This window comes from uncultured Streptococcus sp. (assembly GCF_905372115.1).
In the GTDB taxonomy this organism is placed as follows: Bacteria; Bacillota; Bacilli; order Lactobacillales; family Streptococcaceae; genus Streptococcus.
Genome location: NZ_CAJPNR010000015.1, coordinates 29,179 through 44,245 on the forward strand (window position 1 = coordinate 29,179; position 15,067 = coordinate 44,245).

16 protein-coding genes and 1 pseudogene are annotated in these 15,067 nt (G+C 42.3%); 8 read left to right on the forward strand and 9 right to left on the reverse strand.

Going from position 1 to position 15,067, the window contains the following annotated elements:
- Positions 1 to 153: 153 nt before the first annotated feature.
- From gyrA to radC, 3 genes are all read left to right on the forward strand, one after another.
- Positions 154 to 2,613, forward strand: a complete 2,460-nt coding sequence (gyrA, locus tag QZ169_RS05925) for a DNA gyrase subunit A (RefSeq protein WP_295505324.1) — start codon at positions 154 to 156, stop codon at positions 2,611 to 2,613.
- Between the two features lie 14 nt (positions 2,614 to 2,627).
- Positions 2,628 to 3,383 carry a class A sortase gene (locus QZ169_RS05930; protein ID WP_295505299.1) on the forward strand — a complete coding sequence of 252 codons (756 nt, stop codon included), beginning with the start codon at positions 2,628 to 2,630 and terminating at the stop codon, positions 3,381 to 3,383.
- Between the two features lie 154 nt (positions 3,384 to 3,537).
- Positions 3,538 to 4,221 carry a DNA repair protein RadC gene (gene radC / locus QZ169_RS05935; protein WP_002900302.1) on the forward strand — a complete coding sequence of 228 codons (684 nt, stop codon included), beginning with the start codon at positions 3,538 to 3,540 and terminating at the stop codon, positions 4,219 to 4,221.
- Positions 4,222 to 4,289: 68 nt separating this feature from the next.
- Here radC and QZ169_RS05940 read toward each other — a convergent pair whose 3' ends face one another.
- The 7 genes from QZ169_RS05940 to QZ169_RS05970 all read right to left on the reverse strand — a co-directional run bounded on the left by QZ169_RS05940 (position 4,290) and on the right by QZ169_RS05970 (position 9,239).
- Positions 4,290 to 4,982, reverse strand: coding sequence for a gamma-glutamyl-gamma-aminobutyrate hydrolase family protein (locus QZ169_RS05940; protein WP_295505300.1), 693 nt, complete (start codon positions 4,980 to 4,982; stop codon positions 4,290 to 4,292).
- A 24-nt stretch (positions 4,983 to 5,006) separates the two neighbouring features.
- Positions 5,007 to 5,654: a redox-sensing transcriptional repressor Rex gene (locus QZ169_RS05945; RefSeq protein WP_295505301.1), complete on the reverse strand. Its 648-nt coding sequence runs from the start codon at positions 5,652 to 5,654 to the stop codon at positions 5,007 to 5,009.
- 120 nt (positions 5,655 to 5,774) lie between these two features.
- The gene (locus tag QZ169_RS05950) at positions 5,775 to 5,996 is read right to left on the reverse strand and encodes a DUF4649 family protein (protein WP_295505304.1); all 222 of its coding nucleotides are present in this window, start codon (positions 5,994 to 5,996) and stop codon (positions 5,775 to 5,777) included.
- Positions 5,997 to 6,112: 116 nt separating this feature from the next.
- Positions 6,113 to 6,460 carry a DUF1831 domain-containing protein gene (locus QZ169_RS05955; protein ID WP_002902952.1) on the reverse strand — a complete coding sequence of 116 codons (348 nt, stop codon included), beginning with the start codon at positions 6,458 to 6,460 and terminating at the stop codon, positions 6,113 to 6,115.
- Between the two features lies 1 nt (position 6,461).
- Positions 6,462 to 7,574: a cysteine desulfurase family protein gene (locus QZ169_RS05960; protein WP_295505309.1), complete on the reverse strand. Its 1,113-nt coding sequence runs from the start codon at positions 7,572 to 7,574 to the stop codon at positions 6,462 to 6,464.
- 10 nt (positions 7,575 to 7,584) lie between these two features.
- Positions 7,585 to 8,541, reverse strand: a complete 957-nt coding sequence (locus QZ169_RS05965) for a ribose-phosphate diphosphokinase (protein WP_295505310.1) — start codon at positions 8,539 to 8,541, stop codon at positions 7,585 to 7,587.
- Between the two features lie 134 nt (positions 8,542 to 8,675).
- A complete protein-coding gene (locus QZ169_RS05970; protein ID WP_295505311.1) occupies positions 8,676 to 9,239 on the reverse strand; it encodes a CYTH domain-containing protein in 564 nt (187 codons plus the stop codon).
- A gap of 95 nt (positions 9,240 to 9,334) precedes the next feature.
- On the opposite strand from QZ169_RS05970, the gene QZ169_RS05975 reads away from it, so the two are divergent.
- The 5 genes from QZ169_RS05975 (at position 9,335) to mutY (ending at position 13,916) form a co-directional block, all read left to right on the forward strand.
- Positions 9,335 to 10,006: a GTP pyrophosphokinase family protein gene (locus QZ169_RS05975; RefSeq protein WP_295505312.1), complete on the forward strand. Its 672-nt coding sequence runs from the start codon at positions 9,335 to 9,337 to the stop codon at positions 10,004 to 10,006.
- Entirely contained in the window at positions 9,981 to 10,808 is an 828-nt protein-coding gene (locus QZ169_RS05980; protein WP_295505313.1) for an NAD kinase, read from the forward strand. Before QZ169_RS05975 ends, QZ169_RS05980 begins: the two co-directional genes overlap by 26 nt.
- A complete protein-coding gene (locus QZ169_RS05985; protein WP_295505314.1) occupies positions 10,805 to 11,692 on the forward strand; it encodes an RluA family pseudouridine synthase in 888 nt (295 codons plus the stop codon). The genes QZ169_RS05980 and QZ169_RS05985 overlap by 4 nt, the downstream gene beginning before the upstream one ends.
- Before the next feature lie 23 nt (positions 11,693 to 11,715).
- Positions 11,716 to 12,693, forward strand: coding sequence for a phosphate acetyltransferase (pta, locus tag QZ169_RS05990; RefSeq protein WP_295505316.1), 978 nt, complete (start codon positions 11,716 to 11,718; stop codon positions 12,691 to 12,693).
- A gap of 65 nt (positions 12,694 to 12,758) precedes the next feature.
- Positions 12,759 to 13,916: an A/G-specific adenine glycosylase gene (mutY, locus tag QZ169_RS05995; protein ID WP_295505317.1), complete on the forward strand. Its 1,158-nt coding sequence runs from the start codon at positions 12,759 to 12,761 to the stop codon at positions 13,914 to 13,916.
- Between the two features lie 49 nt (positions 13,917 to 13,965).
- On the opposite strand, the gene QZ169_RS06000 is transcribed toward mutY, so the two are convergent.
- Together QZ169_RS06000 and QZ169_RS06005 are read right to left on the reverse strand one after the other, a co-directional pair.
- Positions 13,966 to 14,313 (reverse strand): thioredoxin, encoded by a 348-nt coding sequence (locus QZ169_RS06000; RefSeq protein ID WP_295505319.1) that lies wholly within the window; start codon positions 14,311 to 14,313, stop codon positions 13,966 to 13,968.
- A gap of 124 nt (positions 14,314 to 14,437) precedes the next feature.
- A pseudogene (locus QZ169_RS06005) lies at positions 14,438 to 15,067 on the reverse strand (phospho-sugar mutase); the annotation flags it as partial.

Consider the following 15,067-nt stretch of genomic DNA (forward strand, 5'->3'; position numbering starts at 1 on the left):
CATATTCATTCTACCACTTTTGACATATTTTGTCACGGTCAACTTGTGTATCTAGCGATGTAAACGTTTTTACAAACGGTTCAAAATGCTGAAAAATTAAAGAAAATGTGGTATAATATAGGATAGTTTAATATGAAAGAAAGGCATTTTTTAATGCAAGACAGAAACTTAGTAAATGTTAATCTGACTAGTGAAATGAAGACTAGTTTCATCGATTACGCAATGAGTGTTATCGTGGCTCGGGCCCTTCCAGATGTTCGTGATGGTCTCAAGCCAGTTCACCGTCGGATTCTCTATGGTATGAATGAGCTGGGAGTAAGCCCTGACAAGCCTCATAAGAAATCAGCCCGTATTACAGGGGATGTCATGGGTAAGTACCATCCACATGGCGACTCCTCTATTTATGAAGCGATGGTGCGGATGGCTCAATGGTGGAGCTATCGCTATATGCTAGTAGACGGTCATGGAAATTTCGGTTCTATGGACGGAGACGGAGCCGCTGCCCAGCGTTATACAGAAGCACGTATGAGTAAGATTGCTCTAGAGATGCTTCGTGATATTAATAAAAACACTGTTGATTATATCGATAACTATGATGCCAGCGAGAGAGAGCCTGTAGTTCTTCCTGCTCGCTTCCCTAACTTGCTTGTAAATGGAGCGACAGGGATTGCGGTTGGGATGGCAACTAATATTCCTCCACATAATCTTGGTGAGTCTATTGATGCAGTTAAGCTTGTCATGGACAATCCGGAAGCAACAACTCGCGACATCATGGAAGTCCTGCCTGGACCAGATTTTCCAACAGGAGCACTGGTTATGGGCAAGTCTGGCATTCACCGGGCTTATGAAACAGGGAAGGGTTCGATTGTTCTTCGTTCTCGCATTGAAATTGAAGAGATGAAAAATGGCCGTGAGCGAATTGTCGTAACCGAGTTTCCATACATGGTTAATAAGACCAAGGTCCATGAGCATATTGTTCGTTTGGTGCAGGAAAAACGCATTGATGGTATCACAGCTGTTCGTGATGAGTCCAACCGTGAAGGGGTTCGTTTTGTCATTGAGGTACGTCGTGATGCCTCTGCTCATGTCATTCTAAACAATCTTTTCAAGCTAACTCAGATGCAGACCAATTTCAGCTTCAATATGCTGGCTATTCAAAATGGTGTGCCGAAGATTCTATCTCTCCGTGAGATTTTGTTAGCCTACATTGAGCACCAAAAAGAAGTGGTGACTCGACGGACGGCCTTTGATAAAGAAAAGGCGGAAGCGCGAGCTCACATCTTGGCTGGTTTGCTGATTGCGTTGGATCATATTGATGAAGTAATTCGCATTATCCGTAATAGCGAGACGGACGCAGAGGCCCAAGCTGAATTGATGGCTAAGTTTGAGCTGTCTGAGCGCCAGAGTCAGGCTATCCTCGATATGCGTTTGCGTCGTCTGACTGGTTTGGAACGTGATAAGATTCAGTCAGAGTATGATGAGCTGATTGCCTTGATTGCGGACTTAGCTGATATTTTGGCTAAGCCAGAGCGCGTTATCGCTATTATCAAGGAAGAGTTAGATGAGGTCAAGCGTAAATTTGCTGATGACCGCCGAACTGAGCTGATGGTTGGAGAAGTTCTTTCTCTTGAAGATGAAGATTTGATTGAGGAAGCGGATGTTTTGATTACCTTGTCTAATAAAGGCTATATCAAACGTCTGAATCAAACTGAATTTACTGCTCAAAAACGCGGAGGCCGCGGTGTTCAAGGAACTGGCGTCAAAGACGATGACTTCGTCAAAGAGCTGGTTTCAACTAGTACTCACGATAGACTGCTCTTCTTTACTAACAAAGGCCGAGTCTATCGTCTCAAAGGATATGAAATTCCTGAGTATGGTCGGACAGCTAAGGGCTTGCCAGTAGTCAATCTCTTGAAGCTTGAAGAAGGAGAGACTATTCAGACCATTATTAATGTCCAGCAAGATCGCAGTGATGATTCCTATCTCTTCTTTACTACTCGTCATGGGGTGGTCAAACGGACCAGTGTAACGGAATTTGCTAATATTCGTCAGAATGGTCTTAAGGCTTTGAATTTGAAAGATGAAGACGAGTTAATTAATGTTTTTCTGACGGATGGTGCTGCAGACGTTATCATTGGTACTAAGTTTGGTTATTCTGTCCGCTTCAATGAGACAGCTGTTCGGAGCATGAGCCGTATAGCGACTGGTGTTCGCGGGGTCAATCTTCGAGATGGTGACCAGGTCGTTGGAGCTGGTGTGATTGCTGAGGGAGACGAAGTGCTTGTTATTACTGAAAAAGGCTATGGTAAGCGTACTCTTGCCAGCGAGTATCCAACCAAGGGCCGTGGCGGTAAAGGGATTAAAACAGCCAATATCACTGATAAGAATGGACCTCTTGCTGGTCTGATGACTGTTACTGGTGAGGAAGATTTGATGATTATCACTAATACAGGCGTCATCATTCGGACCAGTGTGGCTAATATTTCTCAGACCGGTCGCTCAACCATGGGAGTTAAGGTCATGCGTCTGGACCAAAATGCTCAGATTGTCACCTTTACAAGCGTCGAAGCAGACGATAAAGAAGATGTAGCAGAGGAAGAAAACGAATCGTAAAAGAGGACCTCTATATGGTACAAGGAAAAAGAAGTCGAAAAAGAAAACAAAGAAGTAAAAGAAATATTTTTATCAATATTGTTGCGACATTATTAATTATTGTGGCTCTTGGCTTAATCTTTAATGCGCAAATCCGAAACATGATTATGGTTTGGCATACCAACCAATATCAGGTCAGCAAGGTTTCCAAAGACTCTATTAATAAAAATAAAAATGTTGAGACTAGCTTTGATTTTAATAAGGTAGAGTCACTTTCTACAGAAGCAGTTATCAATGCTCAGTGGAAAGCTCAGCAACTGCCTGTTATCGGAGGCATCTCTATTCCGGAAGTTTCCATGAATTTGCCGATCTTCAAAGGACTGGATAATGCCGGATTGTATTATGGTGCTGGTACGATGAAAGAGACTCAGCAGATGGGGCAGGGAAATTATGCCTTGGCTAGCCACCATGTCTTTGGCATCACAGGGGCTAGTAACATGCTCTTTTCCCCACTGGACCGTGCTAAGGCTGGTATGAAGATTTATATCACCGATAAAGAGCAAGTCTATACTTATGTAATCACCAGTGTTGAAACGGTAACTCCGGATCGAACGGATTTGATTGAGGATACTGAAGGCGTTACTGAGATTACTTTGGTTACTTGTGAGGATGCCGCGGCAACCAACCGGACTATTGTCAAGGGAACAATAGAAGGTTCTGTCGAGTATGATAAGGCTCCTAAGGAAGTTCTTGAATCTTTCAGTAAGTCTTATAACCAAATGCAGATTTAAAGACAAAAAACTAAAAAAATTTCACTCTAAAGGTTAGGAAGAACTCTAACTTTTGGAGTTTTTTTATCTAAATTTTGTTTTAGGCGAAAGATTTTTTATATCAATTCTTGCTGATTCTGACTCTTTTTCCGAATAATAAGGTAAGGAGGTTTCTATGTATAGCATTTCATTTCAAGATGATATTAGCATGATGCCGCGTGAGCGCTTGATGAGAGAAGGGGCTGAAAAACTCAGTAACCAGGAGCTTCTATCAATCTTTCTCAGAACAGGCAACAAAAAAGAAACTGTTTTTCAAGTTTCTCAAAGAATTTTATCATCAATTTCTAGTTTGAACGATCTCAAGTATTTAACTTTGCAGGAATTGCAGACTATTTCTGGAATAGGTCCGATTAAGGCTGTGGAGCTACAGGCCATTATCGAATTGGGTCGTCGGATTAACCGAGCAGAAGTTCTGCAGAAAGAGCAGATTATGGGCAGTCAAAAATTAGCCCAGAAAATGCAACAAGAACTAGGAGATATGAGGCAGGAGTGCTTGGTTGCTATTTATCTTAATAGTCAAAATCAAATCTTGCATCAGCAGACCATTTTCATGGGGACGGTAAGCAGAAGCATTGCTGAGCCGAGAGAAATTCTCCACTACGCTCTCAAGCATCTGGCGACATCTATCATACTGGTACACAATCATCCATCTGGCTCAGTAGTTCCTAGCAGAAACGATGATGAAGTGACTCAGCATATGAAAGAAGCGTGTGAGATGATGGGCTTGGTTCTTTTGGATCATTTAATTGTGTCCAAGTCCAACTACTATAGCTACCGAGAAGAGACAGATATGATATAATTTGATTTACTTGAATATAAAAAACTTCTATTCTTGTAGAACAGAAGTTTAGCTAGGAATAGAGGCTTTTAAAGAATATTGACAACATAATCAAACAGAGCTAAGTCTCCTTCTCTGGAGCCAAACAAGAACTCTGGGTGCCATTGGACGCCAAGGAAAGGACTGCCGTCAGTAGAAGTGATGGCTTCAATAATCTTATCGCGCGGATCATAGGCGATGACTTCTAGTCCGGCCGCTAAATCCTTGATACTTTGATGATGGAAAGAGTTGATTTCAGATGCAGGGCCATAGATTTCGTGCAGAATAGAGCCGTTCTTGGTCACCATGCTTTGAGTTGTGTACTCAGCAGAGCTGTCTTGCCAATGATCTTCAATGTCTTGATGAAGAGTACCACCCAGTGCGACATTATAAAGTTGGGTTCCGCGGCAGACAGTGAAGATTGGTTTATTTTGACGGCGGGCTTCCTTGATTAAAGCTAATTCAAAAATATCTCGTTTGAGTAGATAATCATTGCTGTCAATGGCTTTTTCTTCTCCATAGAACTGCGGACATACATTCTGACCGCCTGTGATAATTAATTTGTCAACAATGGAAACATACTGTTTTGCCATTTCTTCATCACCAATTGGCAAAATCATTGGAATTCCGCCAACTTCTTTAACTCCCTCAACGAATCCTGTCGCCGTATAGCTCATATGGATGAAGTGATCGTCTGGGATTTCTCTTTCATTTCCGGTTATTCCAATAATTGGTTTACTCATTGAGTGTTAAATACCTCTTTCAAATTAATGTTCATTTTTTCTCATGAAGTAGAGCAGAGTCTGCAGTTCGCTAGTCAGGTCAACATACTGAACGACCACGTCCTTAGGTAGGGATAGATTTACTGGTGAAAAGCAGAGAATGCCCTTGACACCAGCCTGAACTAAGATTGATGCAACTTCTTGAGCTTTTACGCTAGGTACAGTTAGGATGGCAGTTTGCACATTTCCTGACTGTATTTTTTCTTTGATTTGGGAAATTCCATAGATAGGAATCCTATCGCTGGTTGTGCTGCCAACTTCTGGATGATCATCTGTGTCAAAAGCCATTACAACCTTCATTTTATTGCGCTCATGAAAACGATAGTGCAGCAGAGCACGTCCCATATTACCAACGCCAACAATCATGACATTGGTAATAGCATTGTCGTTCAAGAGGTCAGCAAAAAAGTTCATCAATTTCTTGACATCGTAACCAAATCCTCTGCGGCCAAGTTCACCGAAATAAGAAAAATCTCGTCTGACAGTAGCAGAGTCAATACCAATGGCTTCTGCAATTTGCTTGGAGTTTGCTTTTTCAATCTTCTCAGCATTAAAACGTTTAAAAATACGATAGTAGAGCGATAGCCTTTTAGCAGTAGCTCGGGGAATTGTAGTATTTTTTTCAGTTTTCACAAAATCACAACCTTTCTAATTCTATTTTATAGGAAGTTTGTGAAAAAATCAACTAATTAAGGATGTTTGATTTATAAAAAAGAAAATCAGTAATCGCTGGGAATAGTAGCGTTGAAAAACTTAGTCCTGATAGGGACTTAGGTCTAACTGGTACACCTGGCGGTATAAGTCCCCAATTAGGCCTGTAAAAGGCAGCTGGTGTCCGTTATAAGTAACAGAAAGCACCTTGAGCGAGTCAGGAACCGTGACGCAGCCAGAGAAGGCTAGAAGAAATTCGTCGAAGTCTTCATAGGTAAGTGTTCGTTTCACCTTATATGAGTCTAAATAGGTCAGTTCAACCATCGTTAATCCTTTCTTTGGAATCTGTTGATCTTTTCTTCAAATGTTCTAAGCAGAAGTCAAGCTCGTTTGTTTTTTTAAGAGCCTAAATCAAAAAAGCAAAATTGCGAGAATCTTGCTTATTGTGGTGTCTTTTCAAAAATATTTCTTTCAACCAGGCTATCCATCAAGAAATAAAATTTTTGCTGGATAATGTGATGGTCTTCTGATTTGAAAATATTGACCAAGCGCAGGCCTGATTTGTCAGTGATGTTAATTTTAAAACCATTCAAATCTTTATTGACGATGATTTTCAGCAGAAAGCCATTTCCGCTGTTGGGAACAGATTCCAGCAGACGAGAGAGTTCATAGTTGCCAACCTTGCTTTCAGCGAATGTATTGTCGCGCAAGGTGAATTTCTTGACATTTGGGTGAAGTGAATAGGTATATTCACAGTTTGCTAAGCTAACAGATGTTTGAAAGGCCATCTTATCCTCCTAAAATTTCTTTTAATTTCTTTGTAAATGATTGAATCTCTTGCAAAGTCGTTTGGTCCGAAGTGCTGATCCGAATGGACTCATACAAGCGATTGGAATCCCTGCCATACATAGCTTGCAAGACATGACTGGGTTGTATAGCTCCGGCTGTGCAGGCTGAGCCTGTTGAAATGGAAAAGCCATTTAAATCCATTTGAAGCAGGAGCAGGTCATTCTTTTGATTGGGAAATCCCAAATTGATGACGTAAGGCAAGCTTGGCTGACTTTCATTTAAGTAATAGTCAATGTCCGATAAGTCAGCAAGTAAGCTGTTTTTTAAGTATTGCGCATGCTCTAGATTTTCCTCTAGATGTTCCATGCTCTCTGACAGAGCCGCCGCCATGCCTGTGATAGAGATTAGATTTTCAGTTCCGGCCCGGTGTTTTTCTTCCTGATCACCACCGTGCATGAAATTGTCAAAATCCATCTTCTTGACATAAAGGAAGCCAACGCCTTTGGGACCATGAAACTTATGAGCTGAAGCAGATAAAAAGTCAATTCCTAGCTCGTCAGGGTAGATGGGAAGTTTACCAATTGCTTGGACAGCATCAACGTGAAAAGCAGCAGGATGTTCTTGCAGCTTTTCACCAATTTCCTTAATGGGGAGAATGGCACCCGTTTCGTTATTAACCGCCATGACAGATACAAGAATAGTGTCAGGTCTAAGAGCCTTCTCAATATCCTCCGCTCGAATCTGACCATCCACTGGCTGAACAAAAGTAGCTTCGAAGCCGAATTTGTCTACTAAGTACTCCACCACTTCTAAGACAGCATGGTGCTCAATTGCGGTGGTGACAATATGCTTCCCTCGGTTCTGGTGACGAAGGGCATAGCCTTTGATTGCAGTATTGTTGCTTTCAGTTCCGCCTGAAGTAAAAAGAATCTTATTGCTTTGAGTATGCAGGGCTTGAGCAATATCCTCACGCGCCTGTCTGAGCAGTTTACTAGCTTCTCGTCCATGGCTGTGCGTACTGGAAGGATTTCCAAAGACAGTCATAGTCTTGGTCATTGCTTGGATTGTAGCGGGCGACAAAGCAGTTGTAGCAGCATTATCTAAATAAATCACTCCGGTTACCTTATTTCTTTTGATAGGCAAAGAGTGGGCTGACTGGTCTTCTTTCTTGGATACGGACAATGGCATCACCAATCAGTTCACTAGCTGTAATGTAGTGGAGATTCTTAGGTGTTTTTTCTTTGGTATCAACAGAGTCGGTCACAAGAATTTCCCTGATAGGAGAATTATCCAGTAATTCCGCAGCCTTTCCGGCAAAGAGTCCGTGACTGGATACAGCATAGATTTCGATTGCGCCTTCACGACTGACAATTTTTGAAGCTTCAGAGAAAGTCCGCCCCGTATTCAAAATATCGTCGATCAAAATAGCCTTCTTGCCTTCGACATCTCCGATAATGTAGCCCTCAGAGCGACCAGCCTCATCTTCGCCATAATCAATAATAGCGATAGGGGCATCCAAATATTCAGCCAAGTTACGAGCTCGTTTTACGCCAGAGTTTTTAGGACTGACTACAACGACATCTTCGCCAGTTAGTCCCTTATTGCAGTAGTGTTTGGCAAAGAGTGGGATAGTGAAAAGGTTGTCGACTGGGATATCAAAGAAACCTTGTACCTGCACGGCATGAAGATCCAGAGAAATCACGCGATCTACTCCAGCACCGACTAACATGTTGGCAACCAACTTAGCTGTGATTGGCTCGCGTGGAGCAGCTGTCCGATCCTGACGGGCGTAACCAAAATAAGGCATCACAACATTAATCGTATTGGCACTGGCACGCTTGCAGGCATCCACCATAATCAAGAGCTCCATCAAGTGATTATTGACAGGGAAGCTAGTGGACTGAATGATATAAATATCATAGCCGCGGACACTTTCTTCGATATTAATCTGAATCTCGCCGTCCGAGAATTGACGGGAGGAAAGTTTTCCCAAAGGAACCCCAGCAGCCTCAGCGATTTTTTCAGCTATGGAATGATTGGAGTTGAGGGAAAAAAGCTTCATATTTTTTTTATCTGACATGAGTTGGACCGTCCTCTTTTTGTCTCTTTTTATATTTAATGCTCTATGAATTTTATTTTTCAATAGGCTTTAAATTGCTACCTTTTATTTTACCAAAAAAAATAGATTATTTCAGCTATTTTGTGGTCTTGGATTTACAAGTTTTCAGAAAATCTTGCTATTTTACTCTTGCCAGGTTTGTAGTCGATTTTGTGCTGCTTTAGGAAGTCAAGGAAATTTTCCTTTCCTTTTTCGAAATCTTCAACTTCGACTTCGAGTTCGAAGTCTGTTTTGCCCAAGTAGTGACTCTCATCCAGAGCAAGGAGGCCAATTTCGTCTTCTTTTTCATAGCGGATAGTCTCTAGAGAGCCAAGAATCTTCAAGTCTTGGATGGGTATTTCTTTCTGAAGCAGCGTCTCTAAAATCTCTCCCGTAGGAAATTTATTGTTCTGCAAAATATTTTCGGTCTCTTCTGGTGTCAAGTTCTGATTGAGTTCCAAGGATCCGACTTCTTGAGGAATCTTGAGCGTCAGCTCAGCTTCGCGATGGTTAAAAGTTCGTACTCGAAAAGCCATGTGGGCGTGACGGATACTTTGCTGATCTGAATCGATGTAGTGGTTGGTTTGGCTAATAGGCGAAATATCAGCAAAAAACTGGAGCAGACGGTCGTGCTCTTCTTTGCTCAGCATGGTTTTGAATTCAATTTCTAAGTGATTCATTTTCATATCCTTTTCTTTTTTTTGAAAGCGATTTATGTTATAATAACAGTTGTGTTTATTTTATACAAAAAATAATGATATGACAAGGTAAGTGTATGACAATAGAATGGGAAGAGTTTTTAGACCCCTATATTCAAGCGGTTGGAGAGCTGAAAATTAAGTTGCGTGGAGTGCGAAAGCAATACCGCAAGCAGCAGCGTCATTCCCCGATTGAGTTTGTGACCGGGCGTGTCAAGCCGATTGAGAGCATTAAAGAAAAGATGATTCTGCGAGGCATTCGTGAGGAAAATATCGAGCAGGAGATGCAGGATATTGCTGGCTTACGAGTCATGGTTCAGTTTGTCGATGATGTGGATGAAATTTTAGAAGTCTTGCGAAACCGGACTGATATGCGCATTGTCCAGGAGAGGGATTACATCAAAAACAAAAAAGCCAGTGGCTATCGAAGCTATCATGTGATTGTAGAGTATCCAGTCGATACCATTAATGGTCATAGGCTTATTCTGGCTGAAATTCAGATTCGCACCCTTTCGATGAATTTTTGGGCAACGATTGAGCATTCTTTGAATTACAAGTATAAAGGAGAATTTCCCGAGGAAATCAAATGCCGCTTGGAAACCACAGCTAATCTTGCTTATCAGCTGGATGAGGAGATGGGTGCTATCCGTGACGCTATCCAGGAGGCGCAGGCCCTCTTTGACCCTCTTCACCGCAAGTTAAATGACGGTGTGGGAAATAGTGATGATACAGATGAAGAATACAGATAAAAAAATAGCGATTATCCGCAATCGGAAAAGACAGAGCGAACAAGTTTATCAGGATTTGAAGCAGAAGCTGAAACAGAACGGCTTTATTTTAACTCCTAAGAATCCCGACATCGTGATTTCGGTGGGTGGTGACGGCATGTTGCTATCGGCTTTTCATATGTATGAAGAACAGCTGGATCGGGTTCGCTTTGTTGGTGTGCATACAGGCCATCTCGGATTTTATACGGACTACCGTGATTTTGAACTAGATAAGTTGGTAGAAAATCTCAAATTAGACTCCGGCGCTCAGGTTTCTTATCCAATTTTAAATGTCAAAATTATTTTTGAAAATGGTGATACACGCATCATTCGTGCTTTGAACGAAGCAACAATCAAGCGCTCGGATCGGACTATGGTAGCCGATGTCATTATCAATCGGGTTCATTTCGAGCGTTTCCGAGGAGATGGGATTTCTGTTTCTACTCCGACGGGCAGTACAGCCTATAACAAATCTCTGGGCGGGGCGGTATTGCATCCGACCATTGAAGCCTTGCAGGTGACAGAAATTGCCAGTCTCAACAATCGGGTTTATCGGACGTTGGGCTCGTCAGTCATTGTTCCCAAAAAAGATAAGATCGAGTTAGTACCGACCCGCAGTGACTATCACACTATTGCGGTCGATAATCAGACTTTCTCTTTCAAAAATATTGTCCGTATTGAGTATCAGATTGACAATCATAAGATACATTTTGTGGCATCGCCAAGTCATACCAGCTTTTGGAATCGTGTCAGAGACTCCTTTATTGGAGAGTGCCAGGAATGAGGTTTGAGTTTATTGCCGATGAGCATGTCAAGGTGAAGACCTTTTTAAGACGGCACGAAATTTCCAAAGGCCTCTTGGCAAAGGTAAAATTTTCCGGCGGAAACATTCTTGTCAACCATCAACCTCAGAACGCTATTTATCTCTTGGATATTGGCGATAGGGTGACGATTGATATCCCGTCTGAAAAGGGATTTGAGAGTCTGATGGCTGTTGATAAGGATTTGTCTGTCATCTATGAAGATGAGCATTTCTTGGTTTTGGATAAGCCGGCAGGGGTAGCTAGTATTCCCAGTGTTAACCATTCCAATACTATGGCTAATTTCGTCAAGGCTTACTATATTCGTCAGGGCTATGAAAACCAGCAGGTGCATATCGTGACGCGTCTGGATAAGGATACAAGTGGGCTCATGCTCTTTGCCAAGCATGGCTATGCTCATGCCAGATTGGACAAGCAGCTGCAGAAGAAGCTGATAGAAAAGCGTTATTACGCTCTGGTTAGGGGTAGTGGCCTCTTAGAAGAACAAGGCGAGATTATTGCTCCGATTGGGCGCAACCCTGAGAGTATCATTACGAGACGCGTGACAGAGGATGGCAAGTATGCTCATACCAGTTACAAGGTCATAGAGCAGTTCGGAGATGTCTATCTGGTGGATATCCATCTTCATACTGGGCGGACTCATCAAATCCGCGTTCACTTTTCACATATTGGCTTTCCACTTTTGGGTGACGACCTTTATGGAGGGAGTTTGGAACGCGGAATAGAGCGCCAGGCTTTGCACTGTCATTCTTTGAAATTTTATAATCCTTTTAGTGGCCAGGAGGTTGAGCGTGCCAGTCCTTTGCCGGAAGATTTTAAGCAAGTTATTGAGAAATTAAAAGATTAAGAGATAAAGGAGTGTTAAGAACCATGAAAATTTTTGACTCAATTCGTGAAGCCTTGAAAGATAAGGAAGTAAAAATTGTCTTGCCAGAGGGTGAAGAACCACGAATTCTGCAGGCGACTAAACTATTGGTGAAAGAAACCAGTATTACACCAGTTCTTTTGGGGAATCCAGATAAAATCCGTATTTATCTGGAAATTGAGGGAGTAAAAGAAGGATATCAGGTTATTGATCCTTCAAACTGTTCTTGCTTTGAGGAACTGGTAGAAGCATTCGTTGATCGTCGAAAAGGGAAAATCACTGCAGATGAAGCACGTCAGTTGCTCAAGGAAGACGTCAACTACTTTGGTGTTATGTTGGTTTATCTTGGTAAAGTCCAAGGGATGGTTTCAGGAGCGATTCACTCTACTGCAGCGACTGTTCGGCCAGCTCTCCAAATCATCAAGACACTGCCTTGGGTGTCTCGTACTTCAGGAGCCTTCCTCATGGTGCGTGATGACGAACGATACATTTTCAGTGACTGTGCCATTAATATCAATCCAGATGCCAATATCTTGGCAGAGATTGCTGTTAATTCAGCCCTAACAGCGCAGATTTTCGGTATCGATCCTAAAGTTGCTATGCTCAGCTATTCGACCAAGGGCTCTGGTTTCGGAGAGAAGGTTGATAAGGTAGTAGAGGCAACTAAGCTAGCTCGGGAAATGCGTCCAGACTTGGTTATCGATGGTGAATTGCAGTTTGATGCAGCTTTCGTTCCTGCAACAGCAGAGCTGAAAGCACCTGGCAGCCCGGTGGCTGGTCAAGCGACCGTCTTTGTCTTCCCAAGTATTGAGGCTGGTAATATCAGCTACAAGATGGCAGAGCGTTTGGGTGGCTTTTCAGCAGTAGGACCTATCCTGCAGGGCCTTAACCATCCAGTTAATGACCTTTCCCGAGGATGTAATGCGGATGATGTTTATAAGCTGACTTTGATTACAGCCAGCCAGGCAGTCGGTCATTATTAAACGATAGGAAACAATTGGAGGGCATAAGCTCTTCAATTTTTCTTGCCTTATGCTATACTAGATTTATGTTAGATTTGAAAGAATACGGAATTGAAATGTGGGAGGCAGATAAAATCGCCTCTTTTAGAAAGAAATTATTAACTTGGTATGATGAAAATAAACGTGATCTACCTTGGCGCAGAACAAATAATCCTTATCATATCTGGGTTTCTGAGATTATGCTGCAGCAGACTTGGGTGGATACGGTAATTCCTTATTATGAGCGTTTTCTTGACTGGTTCCCGACTGTAGCTGACTTAGCGCAGGCGCCAGAGGATAGACTCCTCAAGGCTTGGGAAGGATTGGGATATTATTCGCGTGTGAGAAATATGCAAAAAGCAGCCCAGCAGATAATGACGGATTTCGCTGGAAAATTTCCTGATAGCTATGAAGGAATTGCTAGCCTCAAAGGGATTGGACCTTATACAGCTGGTGCCATTGCTAGTATTGCCTTTGACCTAGCTGAGCCTGCGGTAGACGGCAATGTCATGCGGGTGCTGAGTCGATTGTTTGAAGTTGGTTTAGATATTGGCCAACCTAGCAATCGTAAGGTATTTCAGGCTATGATGGAGATTCTGATTGATCCATACAGACCCGGAGATTTCAATCAGGCGCTGATGGACCTGGGGTCAGATATCGAAGCTCCTGTTAATCCTCATCCAGAAGACAGTCCTGTAAAAGAGTTCAGCGCAGCTTATTTGCACGGAACTATGGATAAATATCCAATCAAAGCACCTAAAAAGAAGCCAGTTCCGGTCTATCTGCAAGGCTTGATTATCGAAAACGAACAGGGACAGTTCTTACTTGAAAAGAATGAGGCTGCTGGCTTGTTATCAGGTTTTTGGCATTTTCCCTTGATTGAAGTCGAGGATTTTCAAACTGAAAATCAGATGTCCCTCTTTGAGGTGGCAGAAAATCAGCCCAGTCTGGATCTGTCTCCTCAAGAAAGCTTTGAGCAGGATTATGATTTGATTGTTGATTGGCAGCAGGAGTCCTTTTCAAAAGTGCAACATGTCTTCAGCCATCGCAAGTGGCATATCCAGCTGGCTTATGGCCGAGTTAAAGATAGCAAGCACGCAGCGGAGGGAGAGGTCTTGTGGCTTCATCCAGAAGACTTTGGCAATTACCCCTTTGCCAAACCCCAGCAGAAGATGTGGGAGGCTTTTCAGAAAGTTAGAAATTAATAAAAAATCTGAGACCCTTTTTGTCTCAGATTTTTGAATTGAATCAATTTTATAAGTTTGCAAAAGCTTTAATCTCATCTGCAGTCATAGAAGAATCACAACGAACAGATACTTGGCCGTCTTGAACATGAACAAAACCAGGAACCGTCGGAATGCTGTATTCAGAGCGGAAGGTTTGCAGTTTATCTAATTCGCTGACTTCTTCACTGTTGATAAAGAAAATATGTGCCTTGGTATCAGCTACCACGCCAGCGAGAGTAGCAGCGAATTTACGGCAGTAAGGGCAAGTTTTGCGACCGACGAAGAAAGTTGCTGTCTCTTTATCAGCAATCACTTGACGAGCACGGTCAACAGTTGTGACTTCCAAGTCTTTAATATTTTGAGCAAATTGTTCCATAAAACATCCTCATTTCTTTTAATAAAACTAGTATGCCATAAAAAGCAGAAAAATGCTTGATTTGGAAACGAAAAACCAGAGAATGTGAAATTCATCCTCTGGTTGCTTGTTTGATAGTGTTATTTTACTTGATAAAGGCATTAATCTCTGCTTCAATAGCAGCAATTTTTGCTTGGGCATCTTCATTGCTGTCACCGACAACGGCAATGTAGAACTTGATTTTTGGTTCTGTTCCGGATGGGCGAACAGCAATCCAAGAACCATCAGCCAAAGTGTATTTCAGTACATCGCTTGGAGGAGTCGTCAGAGCTGTAACAGTACCGTCTGCAGCCGTAGAAGTCTGCGCCTTAAAGTCTTCTGTAACAGAAATAGCAGTAGCGTTGAATTCTTTCGGACCATTGTCACGGAACTTAGCCATGATAGCCTTGATTTGCTCTGCTCCATCAACACCGGACAAGGTTACAGAGATAGTCTTTTCAGCAAAGTAACCATACTCTTTGTAGATTTCTTCAATACCATCAGCCAGAGTTAAGCCACGTGAACGGTAGTAGGCAGCAAGCTCAGCCACAACCAAAACAGCTTGGATAGCATCTTTATCACGTACAAATGGCTTAATCAGATAGCCGAAGCTTTCTTCAAATCCCATCATGTAGGTGTGGTTGTGTTTTTCTTCGAATTCTTGAATCTTTTCAGCGATGAATTTGAAACCAGTCAAGACGTTGAACATGGTTGCGCCGTAGCTTTCAGCAATCTT